Below are 15,168 nucleotides of genomic sequence, written 5' to 3'. Positions count from 1 at the left end.
GTTATGTTGGAATTCCCCAAGATCGCCACTATTCTGGCGATGGAAATGCAACAAAACCACCGGGGCGCTCGACGTCGTCCCGACGGAGGTGACGATGGGTCTGAGCAAAAGTGGCGTCCTCGCCGCGACTTTCATTTCGATTGTCTTGGCAGGGTGCCAGAGCGACCGGTTCTCGCAGGTGGACACGCGGCAGCCCGCTCCGGCCCCGCTGAGTCCCGCCCCGGCCGGTTCGGTGACTGCAAGCCAGTTGCCGCCTCCCGCTCAGCCCGGAACCATGAATCCGTCGCAATTCCCCGCCGCGCCCGGAGCGGAAAGCACCCCTCAGGACACGCAGCAGATGGCGGCGCTGGAACAGAGTGCGCCCGACGTTACCGCCGGCGGCGTCGCCGGTGTCTGGAACGCGTCGGTGGCCGGCCAGAGCTGCCGCATCGCCACGCCGCAGACGAAGTTCGGCCAGGGTTTCCGCGCCGGCCCGCTGCGGTGCCCCGCTCCGCTCGACGGGGTGAAGTCGTGGAACGTTTCCGGCAAGCAGCTCTCCCTTTATGACGAGAGCGGCAACAGTCTCGCCCAGCTCTATTCCTCCGGCGGCGAGCGCTTCGAGGGACAGACCAGCGGCGGCCAGTCCATCTCGCTCACCCGCTGATCGTTTACCAAGCCGAACGGTATGACAGGGTCGCTCTATGTCCCCGCATGACGGCCTGTCGACGTTCCGTTCGGTGCGCCAGAAATACGAGAATCTCGTCGCGACGGCGCAGATCGCGAGCGATGCGTCGCAACTTGCGGTCGCCGACGCGCTCGACCGCCTGATCGCCGAGATCGCCACGAAACGGCTGGAGGCCAAGTCGAGCTCGCTCGGCTGGCTTTTCGCCAGGCGCCGGCCGAGGCGCGAGCTCGTCAAGGGCCTCTACGTCCACGGCGACGTCGGGCGCGGCAAGACCATGCTCATGGACATGTTCTTCGAGCTGGTTCCGGTGCGGCGCAAGCGGCGCGCGCATTTCAACGACTTCATGGCCGACGTGCACGACCGTATCCAGAAGCACCGCCAGGCGCTGAAGGATGGAAAGACGCGCGAAACGGACCCGATCCCGCCGGTGGCGAAGGCCCTCGCCGAGGAAGCCTGGGTGCTCTGCTTCGATGAATTCACGGTCACCGACATCGCCGACGCCATGGTGCTGTCACGGCTCTTCTCCGGTCTCTTCGATCAGGGCGTGGTGCTGGTCGCAACCTCCAATGTCATGCCGCGCGATCTCTATCGCGATGGGCTCAACCGGGGCCTGTTCGAGCCGTTCATCGCCATCCTCGAAAACCATGCATCGATCATGAGCCTCGACGGCGATACGGATTATCGCCGCGAGAAGCTGAACCGGCTGCCCGTCTACATCACGCCGCTCGGATCCGAGGCGGACCGGCTGATGGACGAGGCCTGGGCGGTGGCAACCTCCGGCCACGAGGCGCATCCCATGACGCTCACCGTCAAGGGACGCAGCGTGGCGGTGCCGCTCGCCAACGGCCGCGCCGCCCGCTTCGGCTTCTCCGATCTGTGCGAGCGCCCGCTTGCCGCGCGCGACTATCTCGCGGTCGCCGCACGTTTCGACACCGTCTTCATCGACCGCGTGCCGGTGCTTGGCGCCGAGAAACGCAACGAGGCGAAGCGCTTCATCCTGCTGATCGACACGTTCTACGACAACCACATCCACCTTGTGATGAGCGCCGAGGCCGCGCCCGAAAAGCTCTATGCCGGCAGGATCGGCACCGAAGCCTTCGAATTCGAGCGCACCGCGTCGCGGCTCACCGAGATGCAGAGCCGCGAATGGCTGGAGACGAGCCGGGCCCGCATAGCGGCCGAGTAGCACCTCAAAGCTTGAAGACATACATGACGAAGTCCTCCCGATCGGCATCGAAGGATTCGTAGAGCCGGCGGGCCGGGACATTGTCGTGTTCGGTGCCGAGCCATGCCTCCTCGCAGCCGAGCGAGCGGCCGAGCTGCAGCATCTCCTCGACCAGCCGGCGGGCTATCCCCTTCCTCCGCCATGCATCGGCCACGCCGACCTCGTCGATATAAAGCTCGGTCGCCTTGTCGGGATGGCGGTGGATGACGGCGGCCGCCTGCCCCACCGTTTCGCCCTCAGCGATGGCGACGAGCATGAAGTGACCGGGCTCGGCGAGATAGGCCTTGAGGCGCGCGGCATCGACCGGCTCGTCGAACACCCCTTCGGCGATGCGCGCGAACAGCGCCTCGTCGCCGGCGGCCACCCGGCGGATTTCAACGTTCATGTCGTATCTCCAGCGATGTCTGTGAAAGCGAATGTTCCCCTGTCGATCTGCGCCTCCCTTTGAAACTTTTACGTTTACGTAAATTCATAATTATCTAACCGATTGAAACTATTCAGCTCGAAAGAATCGGTTGAGTTTTCCACATGATCTGTTTATCTCCTCCGCGAATTTCGGACGGCCTCCCGTGTCCGGAAAGTCTCGGCATCAACCGCTCGTGGCCGGTACACCTTCGCTCCGGCATCATATAAGGGAAAACAATCATCATGGCTCGCAACAAGATCGCCCTCATCGGCTCCGGCATGATTGGCGGCACGCTCGCTCACATGATCGGGCTGAAGGAACTTGGCGACGTCGTCCTGTTCGACATTGCCGAAGGCATTCCGCAGGGCAAGGCGCTCGACATCGCCGAATCTTCGCCGGTCGACGGTTTCGACGTTCGCCTCGTCGGCGTCAACGAATATGCCGCGATCGAGGGTGCGGACGTCTGCATCGTCACCGCCGGCGTGGCGCGCAAGCCGGGCATGAGCCGCGACGATCTCCTCGGCATCAACCTCAAGGTCATGGAACAGGTCGGCGCCGGCATCAAGAAATACGCGCCCAACGCCTTCGTCATCTGCATCACCAACCCGCTCGACGCCATGGTCTGGGCGCTGCAGAAGTTCTCGGGGCTCCCGAAGAGCCATGTCGTCGGCATGGCCGGCGTGCTCGACTCGGCCCGTTTCCGCTACTTCCTCGCCGAGGAATTCAAGGTCTCCGTCGAGGACGTGACGGCCTTCGTGCTCGGCGGCCACGGCGACTCGATGGTTCCCCTCACCCGCTATTCGACGGTGGCGGGCATTCCGCTTCCCGACCTGGTGAACATGGGCTGGACCACCCAGGAGAAGCTCGACCAGATCGTCCAGCGCACCCGCGACGGCGGCGCCGAGATCGTCGGCCTCCTGAAGACCGGCTCGGCCTACTACGCGCCGGCGGCTTCGGCGGTGCAGATGGCCGAATCCTATCTGAAGGACAAGAAGCGCGTGCTTCCGGTCGCCGCGCATCTGAGCGGCCAGTACGGCGTCAAGAACATGTATGTCGGCGTGCCGACGGTGATCGGCGCCGGTGGTGTCGAGCGCGTCATCGAGATCGACCTCAACAAGACCGAGCAGAAGATGTTCGACAGCTCCGTCGCCGCCGTCCAGGGCCTCTGCGAGGCCTGCATCGCCATCGCACCGGCCCTGAAGAATTAAGGGGGAGACCATATGAACATCCATGAATATCAGGCCAAGCAGCTTCTGAAGGGCTACGGCGCTCCGGTTGCCGACGGCGTCGCCATTCTCAAGCCGGAAGAGGCCGAAGCGGCGGCGAAGCAGCTCCCGGGCCCGCTCTACGTGGTCAAGAGCCAGATCCACGCCGGCGGCCGCGGCAAGGGCAAGTTCAAGGAGCTCGGCCCGGACGCCAAGGGCGGCGTGCGGCTGGCGAAGTCCGTCGAGGACGTCGTCGTCAACGTCAAGGAAATGCTCGGCAACACGCTGGTCACCAAGCAGACCAGCGCGGAAGGCAAGCAGGTCAACCGCCTCTATATCGAGGACGGCGCCGACATCGACCGCGAGCTCTACCTGTCGATCCTGGTGGACCGCTCGGTCGGCCGCATCGCCTTCGTCGTCTCCACCGAGGGCGGCATGGACATCGAGGCGGTCGCCGAGGAAACGCCCGAGAAGATCATCACCGTCGCGATCGACCCCGAGACCGGCGTGACCGCCGCGGACACCGCCAAGCTGAACGAGGCGCTGAAGCTCTCCGGCGAGGCGGCCAAGGATGGCGAGAAGCTGTTCCCGATCCTCTACAAGGCCTTCGCCGAGAAGGACATGAGCCTGCTCGAGGTCAATCCGCTGATCGTGATGACCAACGGTCGCCTGCGCGTTCTCGACGCCAAGGTGTCGTTCGACAACAACGCGCTCTTCCGTCACCCGGACGTGGTCGAGCTGCGCGACACCACCGAAGAGGACGACAAGGAGATCGAGGCGTCGAAATACGACCTCGCCTATGTCGCGCTCGACGGCAATATCGGCTGCATGGTCAACGGCGCCGGCCTTGCCATGGCGACGATGGACATCATCAAGCTCTACGGTGCTGAGCCGGCAAACTTCCTGGACGTCGGTGGCGGCGCTTCCAAGGAGAAGGTGACGGCGGCCTTCAAGATCATCACCGCCGACCCGGCCGTCGAGGGCATCCTCGTCAACATCTTCGGCGGCATCATGAAATGCGACGTCATCGCCGAAGGCGTGATCGCGGCGGTCAAGGAAGTGGGGCTGAAAGTGCCGCTCGTGGTTCGCCTCGAAGGCACCAATGTCGAGCTCGGCAAGAAGATCATCAACGAGAGCGGCCTCAACGTGATCTCGGCCGACGATCTCGACGATGCGGCGCAGAAGATCGTCAAGGCTGTGAAGGGGAACTGAACCAAGATGTCCATTCTCGTCAACAAAGACACCAAGGTTCTCGTCCAGGGCCTGACCGGCAAGACCGGCACTTTCCACACCGAGCAGGCGCTCGTTTACCACGGCACCAAGATGGTCGGCGGCATCCACCCGAAGAAGGGCGGAGAGACATGGACCGGCGCGAAGGGCGAAACCCTTCCGATCTTCGCGACGGTCGCCGAAGGCAAGGAACAGACGGGCGCCAACGCCTCCGTGATCTACGTTCCGCCGGCAGGCGCCGCCGAGGCGATCGTCGAGGCGATCGACGCGGAAATCCCGCTGATCGTCTGCATCACCGAGGGCATTCCGGTGACGGACATGGTCAAGGTCAAGGCGCGGCTCGACAAATCCACGTCCCGACTCATCGGCCCGAACTGCCCCGGCGTGCTGACGCCCGACGAGTGCAAGATCGGCATCATGCCCGGCAACATCTTCCGCAAGGGTTCTGTGGGCGTTGTTTCGCGCTCCGGCACGCTTACATATGAGGCGGTGTTCCAGACGACGAATGAAGGCCTCGGCCAGACGACGGCGGTGGGCATCGGCGGCGACCCGGTCAAGGGCACCGAATTCATCGACGTGCTGGAAATGTTCCTCGCAGACGACGAAACCAAGTCCATCATCATGATCGGCGAGATCGGCGGATCGGCCGAGGAAGATGCCGCGCAGTTCCTGCGCGACGAGGCCAAGCGCGGCAGGAGGAAGCCGATGGCCGGCTTCATCGCCGGCCGCACGGCTCCCGCCGGCCGCACCATGGGCCATGCCGGCGCCGTGATTTCGGGCGGCAAGGGCGGCGCGGAAGACAAGATCGCCGCGATGGAAGCCGCGGGCATCCGCGTGTCGCCGTCACCGGCACGCCTCGGCGTGACGCTGGTCGAAGCGATCAAGGGTTGACGAAATTATGTGCCGGGCGGCCATCTGCCCGGCACATTTGAACTGAATAAGACGGCATTCGTTCGGGGAACGGGGCGGAATAACCGCCGAGGCGGCTGGGACCGCGGGCTTTAAGGAGACGGAGCGGAAGCTCCGAAAGAGAAATGGCGCGACAAGATCAGGCCAACGACCAATTTTCCATCAGTTCGTTCCTCTACGGCGGCAACGCCGACTATATCGAAAGCCTTTACGCGGCTTGGCAGGACGATCCCACCACGGTGAACGAGGAGTGGCGCGAGTTCTTCGGCGCCCTCAAGGACAATGCCGAGGACGTGCGCAAGAACGCCGCCGGCGCTTCCTGGACGAAGCCGAACTGGCCGCAGGCCGCCAATGGCGAGCTCGTCTCCGCTCTCGATGGCAATTGGGGGGCGGTCGAGAAGTATTTCGAAAAGAAGGTGAAGGACAAGGCGGCCACCGACGGCGTCGCCGTTTCCGGCGAGGACGTACTGCGCGCCACGCGCGATTCGGTCCGCGCCATCATGATGATCCGCGCCTACCGCATGCGCGGCCACCTTCACGCCAATCTCGATCCGCTCGGCATCGCCAAGCCGCTCGAGGACTACAACGAGCTGTCGCCCGAGGCCTATGGCTTCACCGAGGCCGACTACGACCGCAAGATCTTCATCGATCACGTTCTGGGGCTGGAATACGCCACCATCCGCGAGATGCTCGACATCCTCAAGCGGACCTATTGCTCGACGCTCGGCGTCGAGTTCATGCACATTTCCAATCCGGACGAGAAGGCCTGGATCCAGGAGCGCATCGAAGGTCCCGACAAGGGCATCGAATTCACCGCCAACGGCAAGAAGGCGATCCTGCAGAAGCTGATCGAGGCTGAAGGCTTCGAGCAGTTCATCGACGTCAAGTACAAGGGCACCAAGCGCTTCGGCCTCGACGGCGGCGAATCGCTCATTCCGGCGCTCGAGCAGATCGTCAAGCGCGGCGGCGCCATGGGCATGAAGGAAATCGTCCTCGGCATGGCCCACCGCGGCCGTCTGAACGTGCTGAGCCAGGTCATGGCCAAACCGCACCGCGCGATCTTCCACGAGTTCAAGGGAGGCTCCTTCGCGCCCGACGACGTTGAAGGCTCGGGCGACGTCAAGTACCATCTCGGCGCCTCCTCCGACCGCGAGTTCGACGGCAACAAGGTGCACCTGTCGCTGACCGCGAACCCCTCGCATCTCGAGATCGTCGATCCGGTCGTCATGGGCAAGGCCCGCGCCAAGCAGGACCAGCTCTACGGCCGCAAGCGCGAGGAGGTCGTGCCGCAGGAGGAGCGCGCCAAGGTGATGCCGCTGCTTCTCCACGGCGACGCCGCCTTCGCCGGCCAGGGCGTGGTGGCCGAGATTCTCGGCCTTTCCGGCCTGCGCGGCCACCGCGTGGCGGGAACGCTGCACTTCATCATCAACAACCAGATCGGTTTCACCACCAATCCGCGCTTCTCGCGCTCCTCGCCCTATCCCTCGGATGTGGCGAAGATGATCGAGGCGCCGATCTTCCACGTCAACGGCGACGATCCGGAAGCGGTCGTCTACGCCGCCAAGGTGGCCACCGAGTTCCGCATGACGTTCCACAAGCCGGTCGTCATCGACATGCTCTGCTACCGCCGTTTCGGCCACAATGAGGGCGACGAGCCGGCATTCACCCAGCCGATCATGTACAAGTCGATCCGCGCGCACCGCACCACCGTGCAGCTCTACGGCGACAAGCTGATCTCCGAAGGGCTGATCAGCGAGGGCGAGATCGACCAGATGAAGGCCGACTGGCGCGCGCATCTGGAAGCCGAGTTCGAAGCCGGCCAGTCCTACAAGCCCAACAAGGCCGACTGGCTCGACGGCGCCTGGACCGGCCTGCGCACCGCCGACAATCAGGACGAGCAGCGCCGCGGCAAAACCTCGGTGCCGGTCAAGACGCTGAAGGAGATCGGCAAGAAGCTCACCGAGGTGCCGAAGGATTTCGAGGTCCACCGTACGATCGGCCGCTTCCTGGAGAACCGCCGCAAGGCGATCGACACGGGCGAGGGCATCGACTGGTCGACGGCGGAGGCCCTGGCTTTCGGCGCGATCCTGATGGACGGCAATCCGATCCGGCTTTCCGGCCAGGATTCCGAGCGCGGCACCTTCTCGCAGCGCCATTCGGTCCTCTACGATCAGAAGAACGAGGACCGCTACATTCCGCTCAACAATCTCGGCCCGCAGCAGGCCAATTACGAGGTCATCAACTCGATGCTCTCGGAAGAGGCCGTGCTCGGCTTCGAATATGGCTACTCGCTGGCCGAGCCCCGCGCCCTGACACTGTGGGAAGCGCAGTTCGGCGATTTCGCCAACGGCGCACAGGTCGTGTTCGACCAGTTCATTTCGTCGGGCGAACGCAAGTGGCTGCGCATGTCGGGTCTCGTCTGCCTTCTGCCGCATGGCTACGAGGGGCAGGGGCCCGAGCATTCCTCGGCCCGTCTTGAGCGCTTCCTGCAGATGTGCGCGGAAGACAACATGCAGGTCGCTTACTGCACGACGCCGGCTAACTACTTCCACATCCTGCGCCGTCAGCTCAAGCGCGACTTCCGCAAGCCGCTGATCCTGATGACGCCGAAGTCGCTTCTGCGCCACAAGCGCGCGATCTCGACGCTCTCGGAAATGTCGGGCGAAAGCTCGTTCCACCGCCTGCTGTGGGACGACGCGCAATATCTCGGCAACGAGCCGGTCAAGCTCGTCAAGGACTCGAAGATCCGCCGCGTCGTTCTTTGCTCCGGCAAGGTCTATTACGACCTCTACGAGGAGCGCGAGAAGCGCGGCATCGACGACATCTACCTGCTGCGCGTCGAGCAGCTCTACCCGTTCCCGGCGAAGGCGCTGATCAACGAACTGTCGCGCTTCCGCAATGCGGAGATGGTGTGGTGCCAGGAAGAGCCCAAGAACATGGGCGCCTGGTCGTTCATCGATCCCTATCTGGAATGGGTGCTCGCCCACATCGACGCGAAGCACCAGCGCGTGCGCTATACCGGCCGTCCGGCTTCGGCGTCGCCGGCGACGGGTCTGATGTCGAAGCATCTGGCGCAGCTCGAGGCCTTCCTCGAGGACGCGCTTGGTGAATAGGTAACCGAGACAAAGCGAAAACAGGCAACGGAACAGAACAATGGCAACCGAAATTCGCGTCCCCACACTTGGTGAATCCGTCACCGAAGCGACCATCGGCAAGTGGTTCAAGAAGGCGGGCGACGCGATCTCCGTCGACGAGCCGGTCGTGGAACTGGAAACCGACAAGGTGACGATCGAGGTGCCGGCTCCGGCCGCGGGCACGCTCGCGGAAATCACCGTGCAGGAGGGCGAGACCGTCGAGGTGGGCGCGCTGCTCGGCTCGATCGCGGAAGGCGCCGGCGCCGCCAAGAAGGAAGCGCCGAAGGCCGAGGCTCCGAAGGCGGAACAGAAGGCCGAGGCGCCCAAGTCCGCCGCCGCGCCCGCGGAGAAGACCTCGATGCCGCCGGCGCCCGCCGCCGCGAAGATCCTCACCGAGGCCGGCATTTCCGCCGATCAGGTCGCCGGCTCCGGCAAGCGTGGCCAGGTGCTGAAGGGCGATGCGCTCGACGCGGTCGCCAAGGGCGTTTCCGCGCCGGCGGCGGCTCCGGTCGCCGCTCGCGCGCCGTCCTCGGCCGACGATGCGGTGCGCGAGGAGCGCGTGCGCATGACCAAGCTGCGCCAGACCATCGCGCGACGCCTGAAGGACGCCCAGAGCACGGCCGCCATGCTGACGACCTTCAACGAGGTCGACATGAAGGCGGTCATGGACCTGCGTTCTAAGTACAAGGACGTCTTCGAGAAGAAGCATGGCGTGAAGCTCGGCTTCATGGGCTTCTTCACCAAGGCGGTGACGCATGCGCTGAAGGAGATCCCGGCGGTCAATGCCGAGATCGACGGCACCGACATCATCTACAAGAACTACGCCCATATCGGCGTGGCCGTCGGCACCGACAAGGGCCTTGTGGTCCCGGTGGTGCGCGACGCCGACCAGATGGGAATCGCCGATATCGAGAAGGAAATCGGTCGTCTCGGCATCGCGGCGCGCGACGGCAAGCTCTCCGTCGCCGACATGCAGGGCGGCACCTTCACCATCTCGAATGGCGGCGTCTATGGTTCGCTGATGTCGACGCCGATCCTCAACGCACCGCAGTCCGGCATTCTCGGCATGCACAAGATCCAGGAGCGCCCGGTCGTCGTCGGTGGTCAGATCGTCATCCGCCCGATGATGTATCTGGCGCTCTCCTACGATCACCGCATCGTCGACGGCAAGGAAGCGGTGACCTTCCTCGTCCGCGTCAAGGAAAGCCTCGAGGATCCGGAGCGTCTGGTCCTTGATCTCTAGGATCAGTCGACGCTCGGGGGCTGTCCGGTAACGAAAGTCCTGTAAGATGCGGGCGGGCGAGGCAACTCGAACGCCCGCTTTGGCAAGGGGAGCTTTCCATGGCCTTCGGTTCAGACCTGCCGCCGATCCAGGTCCATCTCTGCGTCAAGAACGGCAAGGAAGCGATCGCCTGGTACGAAGAGGCATTCGGTGCGGTCGAGACCTACGAGCAGATGGCCGATGACGGCAGCCGCGTGCTCCATGCCAATCTAGCAATGTTCGGCAGCGAGGTCATGCTGCACGACGAATTCCCGGAATTCGCGTCGGACGTTCTGTCGCCGCTGACCCGCGGCGGCGCCGGGCTGACCATCAACGTCAATCTCGCCTCACCCGCGGAGGTGGACCGCGCGGTCGAACGAGCCGCAATCCATGGGGCGACCGTCATTTCCAGTCCGGAAGACGCCTTCTGGGGCGCTCGCTACGCGAAGATCGCCGATCCATTCGGTCATGTCTGGGCCTTCAATGCGGGGCTTGGCGGATGAGCACGGCAGGCTGTACGGCAGCAATTTCTGCGGCACTCACGGTGGCATTTGCTTCCTCCGCCTTCGCCGCCTGCCCCATCGAGCTCGCGGTCTACGGCGAACCCGAGATCGGGGCCTCCGTCGAGTTCCGACCGGCGGAAGCGGCGGCGGTCACCAACGCATTCCGTATGATCCTGCCGAAGGACCTCGTCGCCGACGGGGTGGTGATGTGGAGCGAGGGCGTCGCCCGCCCGAACGGCATGCTGATGCACGAATGCCCCGAGGGCGACGTGACCGGCGCGGAGATAGAGGCCTGCACGGCCTGGCAGGGCGTCATCTATGCCGTGGACGAGCAGGGAGACGTCGCGCTGCTGCCCGGACAGGGCGAGCCGGCGCCGAAGACGCTGATCTTCCCTGATCTTGCCTACGGCCTGCGCTACGCCGCCGTGATAGGCGAGAACCTGGAAAAGATGCCTTGGGACGTGTTCACGCTGAAAGGATGTCAGGAATGACGGAGCGAAGGAGCCTTCTCGTCACCGGCGCGAGCCGCGGTATCGGCGCGGAAGTGGCGCGGCTGGCTGCCGCCGCCGGCTACGGGGTGGCGGTCAACTACGTGTCGAACGCCGACGCCGCCAACGCGCTCGTCGCCGAGATTTCTGGCAATGGCGGCGAGGCTTTCGCCGTCAGGGGAGACGTCGGCGAGGAAGCCGACGTCCTTTCCGTCTTCCGCGCCGTCGATGAACGTTTCGGCAAACTCGACGCGCTGGTCAACAATGCCGGCGTGGTCGACGCCAAGTCCCGCGTGGACGAGATGAGTGCCGCGCGCTTTACCCGCATGATGCGCGTCAATGTGATCGGTTCGATGCTGTGCGCACGCGAAGCCGTCAGGCGCATGTCGACGCGGCATGGCGGAAGGGGCGGCGTGATCGTCAATATTTCTTCCGTCGCCGCCACGCTCGGCTCGCCGGGTGAATATGTGGACTATGCCGCCTCCAAGGGCGCGATCGACAGTTTCACGGTCGGGCTGGCGCGCGAGGTGGCGGAGGAGGGCATCCGCGTGAACGCCGTGCGCCCCGGCATCGTCGACACCGAGATTCATGCTTCCGGTGGCCAGCCGGACCGGATCGCCGCCATGCGTGGTTTCGTGCCGATGAAGCGGGAAGGCAAGGCGCGCGAGATCGCGAATGCCGTACTCTGGCTTCTTTCTGACGAGTCGTCCTATACGACGGGTTCGCTCTTGACCGTCAGCGGTGGTCGCTAGAAATGACCGTCGTCCGACCCCATCTTCGCCATGGCGCCGCAAATCCGGTGCCTGCTGTTGCCGAACGCGGAGCAATCGATATGGTGCTCCGCAACCTCCTGGAAGCGGGACTCGTCCACGCCTGATCCTCCTCTTGCCTCACGCAAAACCTTTCCAGCCGACTCAATTAGGGAAATCATCATGTCTTCATACGATCTCGTCGTGATCGGAACCGGCCCGGGCGGCTATGTCTGCGCCATCAAGGCGGCTCAGCTCGGTCTCAAGACCGCCGTCGTCGAGAAGCGCGAAACCTTCGGCGGCACCTGCCTCAACATCGGCTGCATCCCGTCCAAGGCCCTGCTGCACGCATCCGAAATGTTCGCCGAGGCCGGCCATTCCTTCGACGGGCTCGGCATCGAGGTTTCGCCGAAGCTCAACCTGAAGAAGATGCTCGCCCACAAGGATGCGACGGTTTCGGCCAACGTCGGCGGCGTCGCCTTCCTGTTCAAGAAGAACAAGATCGATACCTACCAGGGCACCGGCAGCCTGCTTGGAGGCGGCAAGGTTGCCGTTACCGCGGCGGACGGCTCCGCCCAGGAGATCGAAGCCAAGAACATCGTGATCGCCACCGGTTCCGACGTCGCCGGCATTCCGGGCGTCGAGGTGGAGTTCGACGAGAAGACCATCGTCTCGTCCACCGGCGCCCTGGATTTCCAGAAGGTGCCCGGCCATCTCGTCGTCGTCGGTGGCGGGGTCATCGGGCTCGAGCTCGGCTCGGTCTGGGCGCGCCTCGGTTCCAAGGTCACCGTGGTCGAATATCTCGACACCATTCTCGGCGGCATGGACGGCGAGGTCGCCAAGCAGTTTCAGCGCATGCTGGCCAAGCAGGGCATGGAATTCAAGCTCGGCGCCAAGGTGACCGGCGTCTCGAAGACCAGGAAAGGCGCGAAGGTGACCTTCGAGCCGGTCAAGGGCGGCGATGCCGAAACCATCGAGGCCGATGCGGTTCTGGTCGCGACCGGCCGCAAGCCCTACACGGAGGGTCTTGGCTTTGAAAAGGCCGGCGTTGCCCTCGATGAAAGGGGTCGGGTCAAGACGGATGCCCATTACGCCACCTCGGCCGCCGGCGTCTATGCGATCGGCGACGTCATCGCCGGCCCGATGCTCGCCCACAAGGCCGAGGACGAAGGCATCGCCGTTGCCGAGATGATCGCGGGGCAGGCGGGCCATGTGAATTACGACGTCATTCCGAGCGTGGTCTACACCAGCCCCGAGGTCGCGTCCGTGGGCAGAACCGAGGAAGAATTAAAGAAGGCCGGCATCGAATACAAAGCCGGCAAATTTCCTTTCACGGCGAATGGGCGCGCCCGCGCGATGCTGCACACGGACGGTTTCGTGAAAATTCTATCCGACAAGGCCACGGATCGCGTTCTCGGTGTCCATATTGTCGGCTTCGGAGCCGGCGAGATGATCCACGAAGCGGCCGTGCTGATGGAATTCGGCGGATCGGCGGAGGATCTGGCACGCACCTGCCATGCGCATCCGACCATGTCGGAGGCCGTTCGCGAAGCCGCCCTCGCGACCTTCTTCAAGCCTATACACATCTAGGCCTCCACCGCTCGGCGAGCGGCGGAGAAGATAAGTATGAAGGCGGGCCGTTGAGCCCGCCTTTTTTCGTTCGGGCCTACTGGTTGGCCGCCGGAGGCTGATCTGCCGGTGCCGCCGGCGCATCGCTCGGAGGCTGCGCGGGAGCTGGAGCGGCAGGCGCCGTTGATTCCGGAGCCGGAGCGGTCGGTGCCGTCGGGGCGGCGCCCGGTGCCGTCTCCTCCGTCGTCGTGCCCGGAACATCCGCGGTCGTGCCGGGATCTGTACCAGGACCGCTGCTGAAGGCAATCAGCGCGATGACGAGCAGCGCGGCGATGACGGCGGCGATGATCAAGCCGCTTCGTCCGCCACCTCGCACCGGTTCGTTTACCGGATGGGGATCAGTTGCCGGATCGGTGTAGGAAGGACCCGCACCGGCCCGGGGATCCATCGGATCGGCCGGCTTTCCGTGCGTCGGGTCCTGTCGTGGGTCGTTCATTGCAGCACTCCCTTCGCTAGCTCAATGTATTTCAACGTTTTTTGAGCGTCAGGAGTTCCATCACACCACAACCCCGCGTGTTGTCCGGAACGACGCGTAGGTCCCATATCGACAGCCTTGGAAAATTCCCTTTGAAAATCAAAGGTTTAGATAACTCCAGCCGCATCGCCCGCCAATTTCGGCGGCAAGCTGCTTTCAGGGCTGGTTTTTGATGCTGCGAACCACGCCTTCCGTGTGCTAGCCAGATACGCATGGCACAGAAAAAGGCACATGAAGTCGACGGCTGGCTGCGGCGCCCGGATCCGTATTACCGCGTCATTCTGATCTACGGACCGGATCGCGGGCTGGTCTCCGAGCGGGCGAGGCTCGTGGCCCGGCAGTCGGGTCTTTCCGTCGACGATCCTTTTTCTGTGGTGCGTCTCGACGCTTCCGATGTCGATGCGATGCCGGGCCGGCTGCTCGACGAGGCCGGCACCGTGCCGATGTTTTCCGACCGCAGGCTGGTCTGGGTGAAGGGCGCCGCCGCGCAGAAGGCGCTCGCCGACGACGTCAAGGTGCTGCTTGCCCAGCCGCCAGCGGAAACCACCGTGCTGATCGAGGCGGGCGACCTCAAGAAGGGGGCGTCGCTGCGCAGCATGGTGGAAGGCGCCGCGCAAGGCATCGCCCTGCCATGCTACGCCGATGACGGGCGCTCGATCGACGCGATCATCGACGAGGAACTGTCACGGGAAGGGCTGACGATCACGCTTGACGCCAGACAGGCGCTGCGCGCCAATCTCGGTGGCGACCGTCTGGCGACCCGCGGCGAGGTCGAGAAGCTGGCCCTCTACTGCCGCGGCAAGGGCAGGATCGAAATCGAGGACGTGCGTGCCACGGCGGGCGATGTCTCGGCCGTGTCGGTGGACAATGCCGTCGATGCGGTCCTCGCCGGCAAGGCCGGAGACTTCGACGTGGCTTTCGCCCAGCTCATGGCTTCCGGCAACCATCCGTTCCTGGTGTTGTCCGGCGCGATGCGACAGTTCCAGTCGCTTCAGCTCATGCGCGCCGACATGGAAAAGACCTCGCGAACGGCGGCCGCCGTGGTCGCCTCGGCCCGGCCGCCGGTCTTCTTCTCGCGCCGCAAGCTGGTGGAGGATGCCCTGGCGCGCTGGTCTCCGCCAGCGCTGGCGCGCGCCCTCGATCGCCTGCAGGGCGCCGTGCTTCTGACCCGCCGCCGGCCGGATCTGGCGGAGGCAACAGCCAGGCAGGCGCTCATCGCCCTCGTCGTGGAAAGCGCCCGGTCCCGCCGCTGAGGCATGGGCCGAAAGCGCGGCTTCGTTTTTCCACCGC

At 64.4% G+C, this 15,168-nt stretch carries 15 protein-coding genes; 12 read left to right on the top strand and 3 right to left on the bottom strand.

Going from position 1 to position 15,168, the window contains the following annotated elements; translation table 11 throughout:
- The first annotated feature begins 94 nt into the window (after positions 1-94).
- Entirely contained in the window at positions 95-643 is a 549-nt protein-coding gene (locus XW59_RS02355) for a protease inhibitor Inh/omp19 family protein (RefSeq protein ID WP_047145676.1), read from the top strand.
- 37 nt (positions 644-680) lie between these two features.
- A complete protein-coding gene (zapE, locus tag XW59_RS02350) occupies positions 681-1,850 on the top strand; it encodes a cell division protein ZapE (protein ID WP_047145487.1) in 1,170 nt (389 codons plus the stop codon).
- Positions 1,851-1,854: 4 nt separating this feature from the next.
- Here zapE and XW59_RS02345 read toward each other — a convergent pair whose 3' ends face one another.
- Positions 1,855-2,274, bottom strand: a complete 420-nt coding sequence (locus XW59_RS02345; RefSeq protein ID WP_047145486.1) for a GNAT family N-acetyltransferase — start codon at positions 2,272-2,274, stop codon at positions 1,855-1,857.
- 263 nt (positions 2,275-2,537) lie between these two features.
- Between XW59_RS02345 and mdh the strand changes: the two genes are divergently transcribed.
- The 8 genes from mdh to XW59_RS02305 all read left to right on the top strand — a co-directional run bounded on the left by mdh (position 2,538) and on the right by XW59_RS02305 (position 11,777).
- Complete coding sequence (mdh, locus tag XW59_RS02340; protein WP_047145485.1) at positions 2,538-3,503, top strand: malate dehydrogenase; 966 nt, start codon at positions 2,538-2,540, stop codon at positions 3,501-3,503.
- A 12-nt stretch (positions 3,504-3,515) separates the two neighbouring features.
- A complete protein-coding gene (sucC, locus tag XW59_RS02335) occupies positions 3,516-4,712 on the top strand; it encodes an ADP-forming succinate--CoA ligase subunit beta (protein ID WP_047145484.1) in 1,197 nt (398 codons plus the stop codon).
- Positions 4,713-4,718: 6 nt separating this feature from the next.
- On the top strand, positions 4,719-5,621 hold the full coding sequence (gene sucD, locus XW59_RS02330; RefSeq protein ID WP_047145483.1) for a succinate--CoA ligase subunit alpha: 903 nt from the start codon (positions 4,719-4,721) through the stop codon (positions 5,619-5,621).
- Positions 5,622-5,764: 143 nt separating this feature from the next.
- Entirely contained in the window at positions 5,765-8,752 is a 2,988-nt protein-coding gene (locus XW59_RS02325; RefSeq protein WP_137326965.1) for a 2-oxoglutarate dehydrogenase E1 component, read from the top strand.
- Between the two features lie 40 nt (positions 8,753-8,792).
- Positions 8,793-10,016, top strand: coding sequence for a 2-oxoglutarate dehydrogenase complex dihydrolipoyllysine-residue succinyltransferase (gene odhB, locus XW59_RS02320; protein ID WP_047145481.1), 1,224 nt, complete (start codon positions 8,793-8,795; stop codon positions 10,014-10,016).
- A 98-nt stretch (positions 10,017-10,114) separates the two neighbouring features.
- Positions 10,115-10,537: a VOC family protein gene (locus tag XW59_RS02315; RefSeq protein WP_047145480.1), complete on the top strand. Its 423-nt coding sequence runs from the start codon at positions 10,115-10,117 to the stop codon at positions 10,535-10,537.
- Entirely contained in the window at positions 10,534-11,028 is a 495-nt protein-coding gene (locus tag XW59_RS02310) for a hypothetical protein (RefSeq protein WP_047145479.1), read from the top strand. Before XW59_RS02315 ends, XW59_RS02310 begins: the two co-directional genes overlap by 4 nt.
- Positions 11,016-11,777 (top strand): SDR family oxidoreductase, encoded by a 762-nt coding sequence (locus XW59_RS02305; protein ID WP_047145478.1) that lies wholly within the window; start codon positions 11,016-11,018, stop codon positions 11,775-11,777. The genes XW59_RS02310 and XW59_RS02305 overlap by 13 nt, the downstream gene beginning before the upstream one ends.
- On the opposite strand, the gene XW59_RS29765 is transcribed toward XW59_RS02305, so the two are convergent.
- Positions 11,774-11,896 (bottom strand): hypothetical protein, encoded by a 123-nt coding sequence (locus tag XW59_RS29765; protein ID WP_281406215.1) that lies wholly within the window; start codon positions 11,894-11,896, stop codon positions 11,774-11,776. The genes XW59_RS02305 and XW59_RS29765 overlap by 4 nt on opposite strands.
- A 61-nt stretch (positions 11,897-11,957) precedes the next feature.
- On the opposite strand from XW59_RS29765, the gene lpdA reads away from it, so the two are divergent.
- Positions 11,958-13,364 (top strand): dihydrolipoyl dehydrogenase, encoded by a 1,407-nt coding sequence (lpdA, locus tag XW59_RS02300; protein WP_047145476.1) that lies wholly within the window; start codon positions 11,958-11,960, stop codon positions 13,362-13,364.
- 76 nt (positions 13,365-13,440) lie between these two features.
- Here the strand turns inward: lpdA and XW59_RS29505 are convergent, their stop codons facing one another.
- Entirely contained in the window at positions 13,441-13,839 is a 399-nt protein-coding gene (locus XW59_RS29505) for a hypothetical protein (protein WP_052958134.1), read from the bottom strand.
- A 251-nt stretch (positions 13,840-14,090) separates the two neighbouring features.
- Here XW59_RS29505 and holA point away from each other — a divergent pair, with 251 nt between their 5' ends.
- Positions 14,091-15,131 carry a DNA polymerase III subunit delta gene (holA, locus tag XW59_RS02290; RefSeq protein ID WP_047145475.1) on the top strand — a complete coding sequence of 347 codons (1,041 nt, stop codon included), beginning with the start codon at positions 14,091-14,093 and terminating at the stop codon, positions 15,129-15,131.
- Positions 15,132-15,168 lie beyond the last annotated feature (37 nt).

This window comes from Aquamicrobium sp. LC103 (assembly GCF_001014615.2).
Classification (GTDB): domain Bacteria; phylum Pseudomonadota; class Alphaproteobacteria; order Rhizobiales; family Rhizobiaceae; genus LBCQ02.
The sequence above is the reverse complement of the archived record's forward strand: the minus strand, read 5'-3'. Positions and strand labels throughout refer to the sequence as shown.

Coding starts and splice junctions, on each gene's coding strand:
- XW59_RS02355 (WP_047145676.1), top strand. CDS start 95: ATGGGTCTGAGCAAAAGTGGCGTCCTCGCCGCGACTTTCATTTCGATT.
- zapE (WP_047145487.1), top strand. CDS start 681: ATGTCCCCGCATGACGGCCTGTCGACGTTCCGTTCGGTGCGCCAGAAA.
- XW59_RS02345 (WP_047145486.1), bottom strand. CDS start 2,274: ATGAACGTTGAAATCCGCCGGGTGGCCGCCGGCGACGAGGCGCTGTTC.
- mdh (WP_047145485.1), top strand. CDS start 2,538: ATGGCTCGCAACAAGATCGCCCTCATCGGCTCCGGCATGATTGGCGGC.
- sucC (WP_047145484.1), top strand. CDS start 3,516: ATGAACATCCATGAATATCAGGCCAAGCAGCTTCTGAAGGGCTACGGC.
- sucD (WP_047145483.1), top strand. CDS start 4,719: ATGTCCATTCTCGTCAACAAAGACACCAAGGTTCTCGTCCAGGGCCTG.
- XW59_RS02325 (WP_137326965.1), top strand. CDS start 5,765: ATGGCGCGACAAGATCAGGCCAACGACCAATTTTCCATCAGTTCGTTC.
- odhB (WP_047145481.1), top strand. CDS start 8,793: ATGGCAACCGAAATTCGCGTCCCCACACTTGGTGAATCCGTCACCGAA.
- XW59_RS02315 (WP_047145480.1), top strand. CDS start 10,115: ATGGCCTTCGGTTCAGACCTGCCGCCGATCCAGGTCCATCTCTGCGTC.
- XW59_RS02310 (WP_047145479.1), top strand. CDS start 10,534: ATGAGCACGGCAGGCTGTACGGCAGCAATTTCTGCGGCACTCACGGTG.
- XW59_RS02305 (WP_047145478.1), top strand. CDS start 11,016: ATGTCAGGAATGACGGAGCGAAGGAGCCTTCTCGTCACCGGCGCGAGC.
- lpdA (WP_047145476.1), top strand. CDS start 11,958: ATGTCTTCATACGATCTCGTCGTGATCGGAACCGGCCCGGGCGGCTAT.
- XW59_RS29505 (WP_052958134.1), bottom strand. CDS start 13,839: ATGAACGACCCACGACAGGACCCGACGCACGGAAAGCCGGCCGATCCG.
- holA (WP_047145475.1), top strand. CDS start 14,091: ATGGCACAGAAAAAGGCACATGAAGTCGACGGCTGGCTGCGGCGCCCG.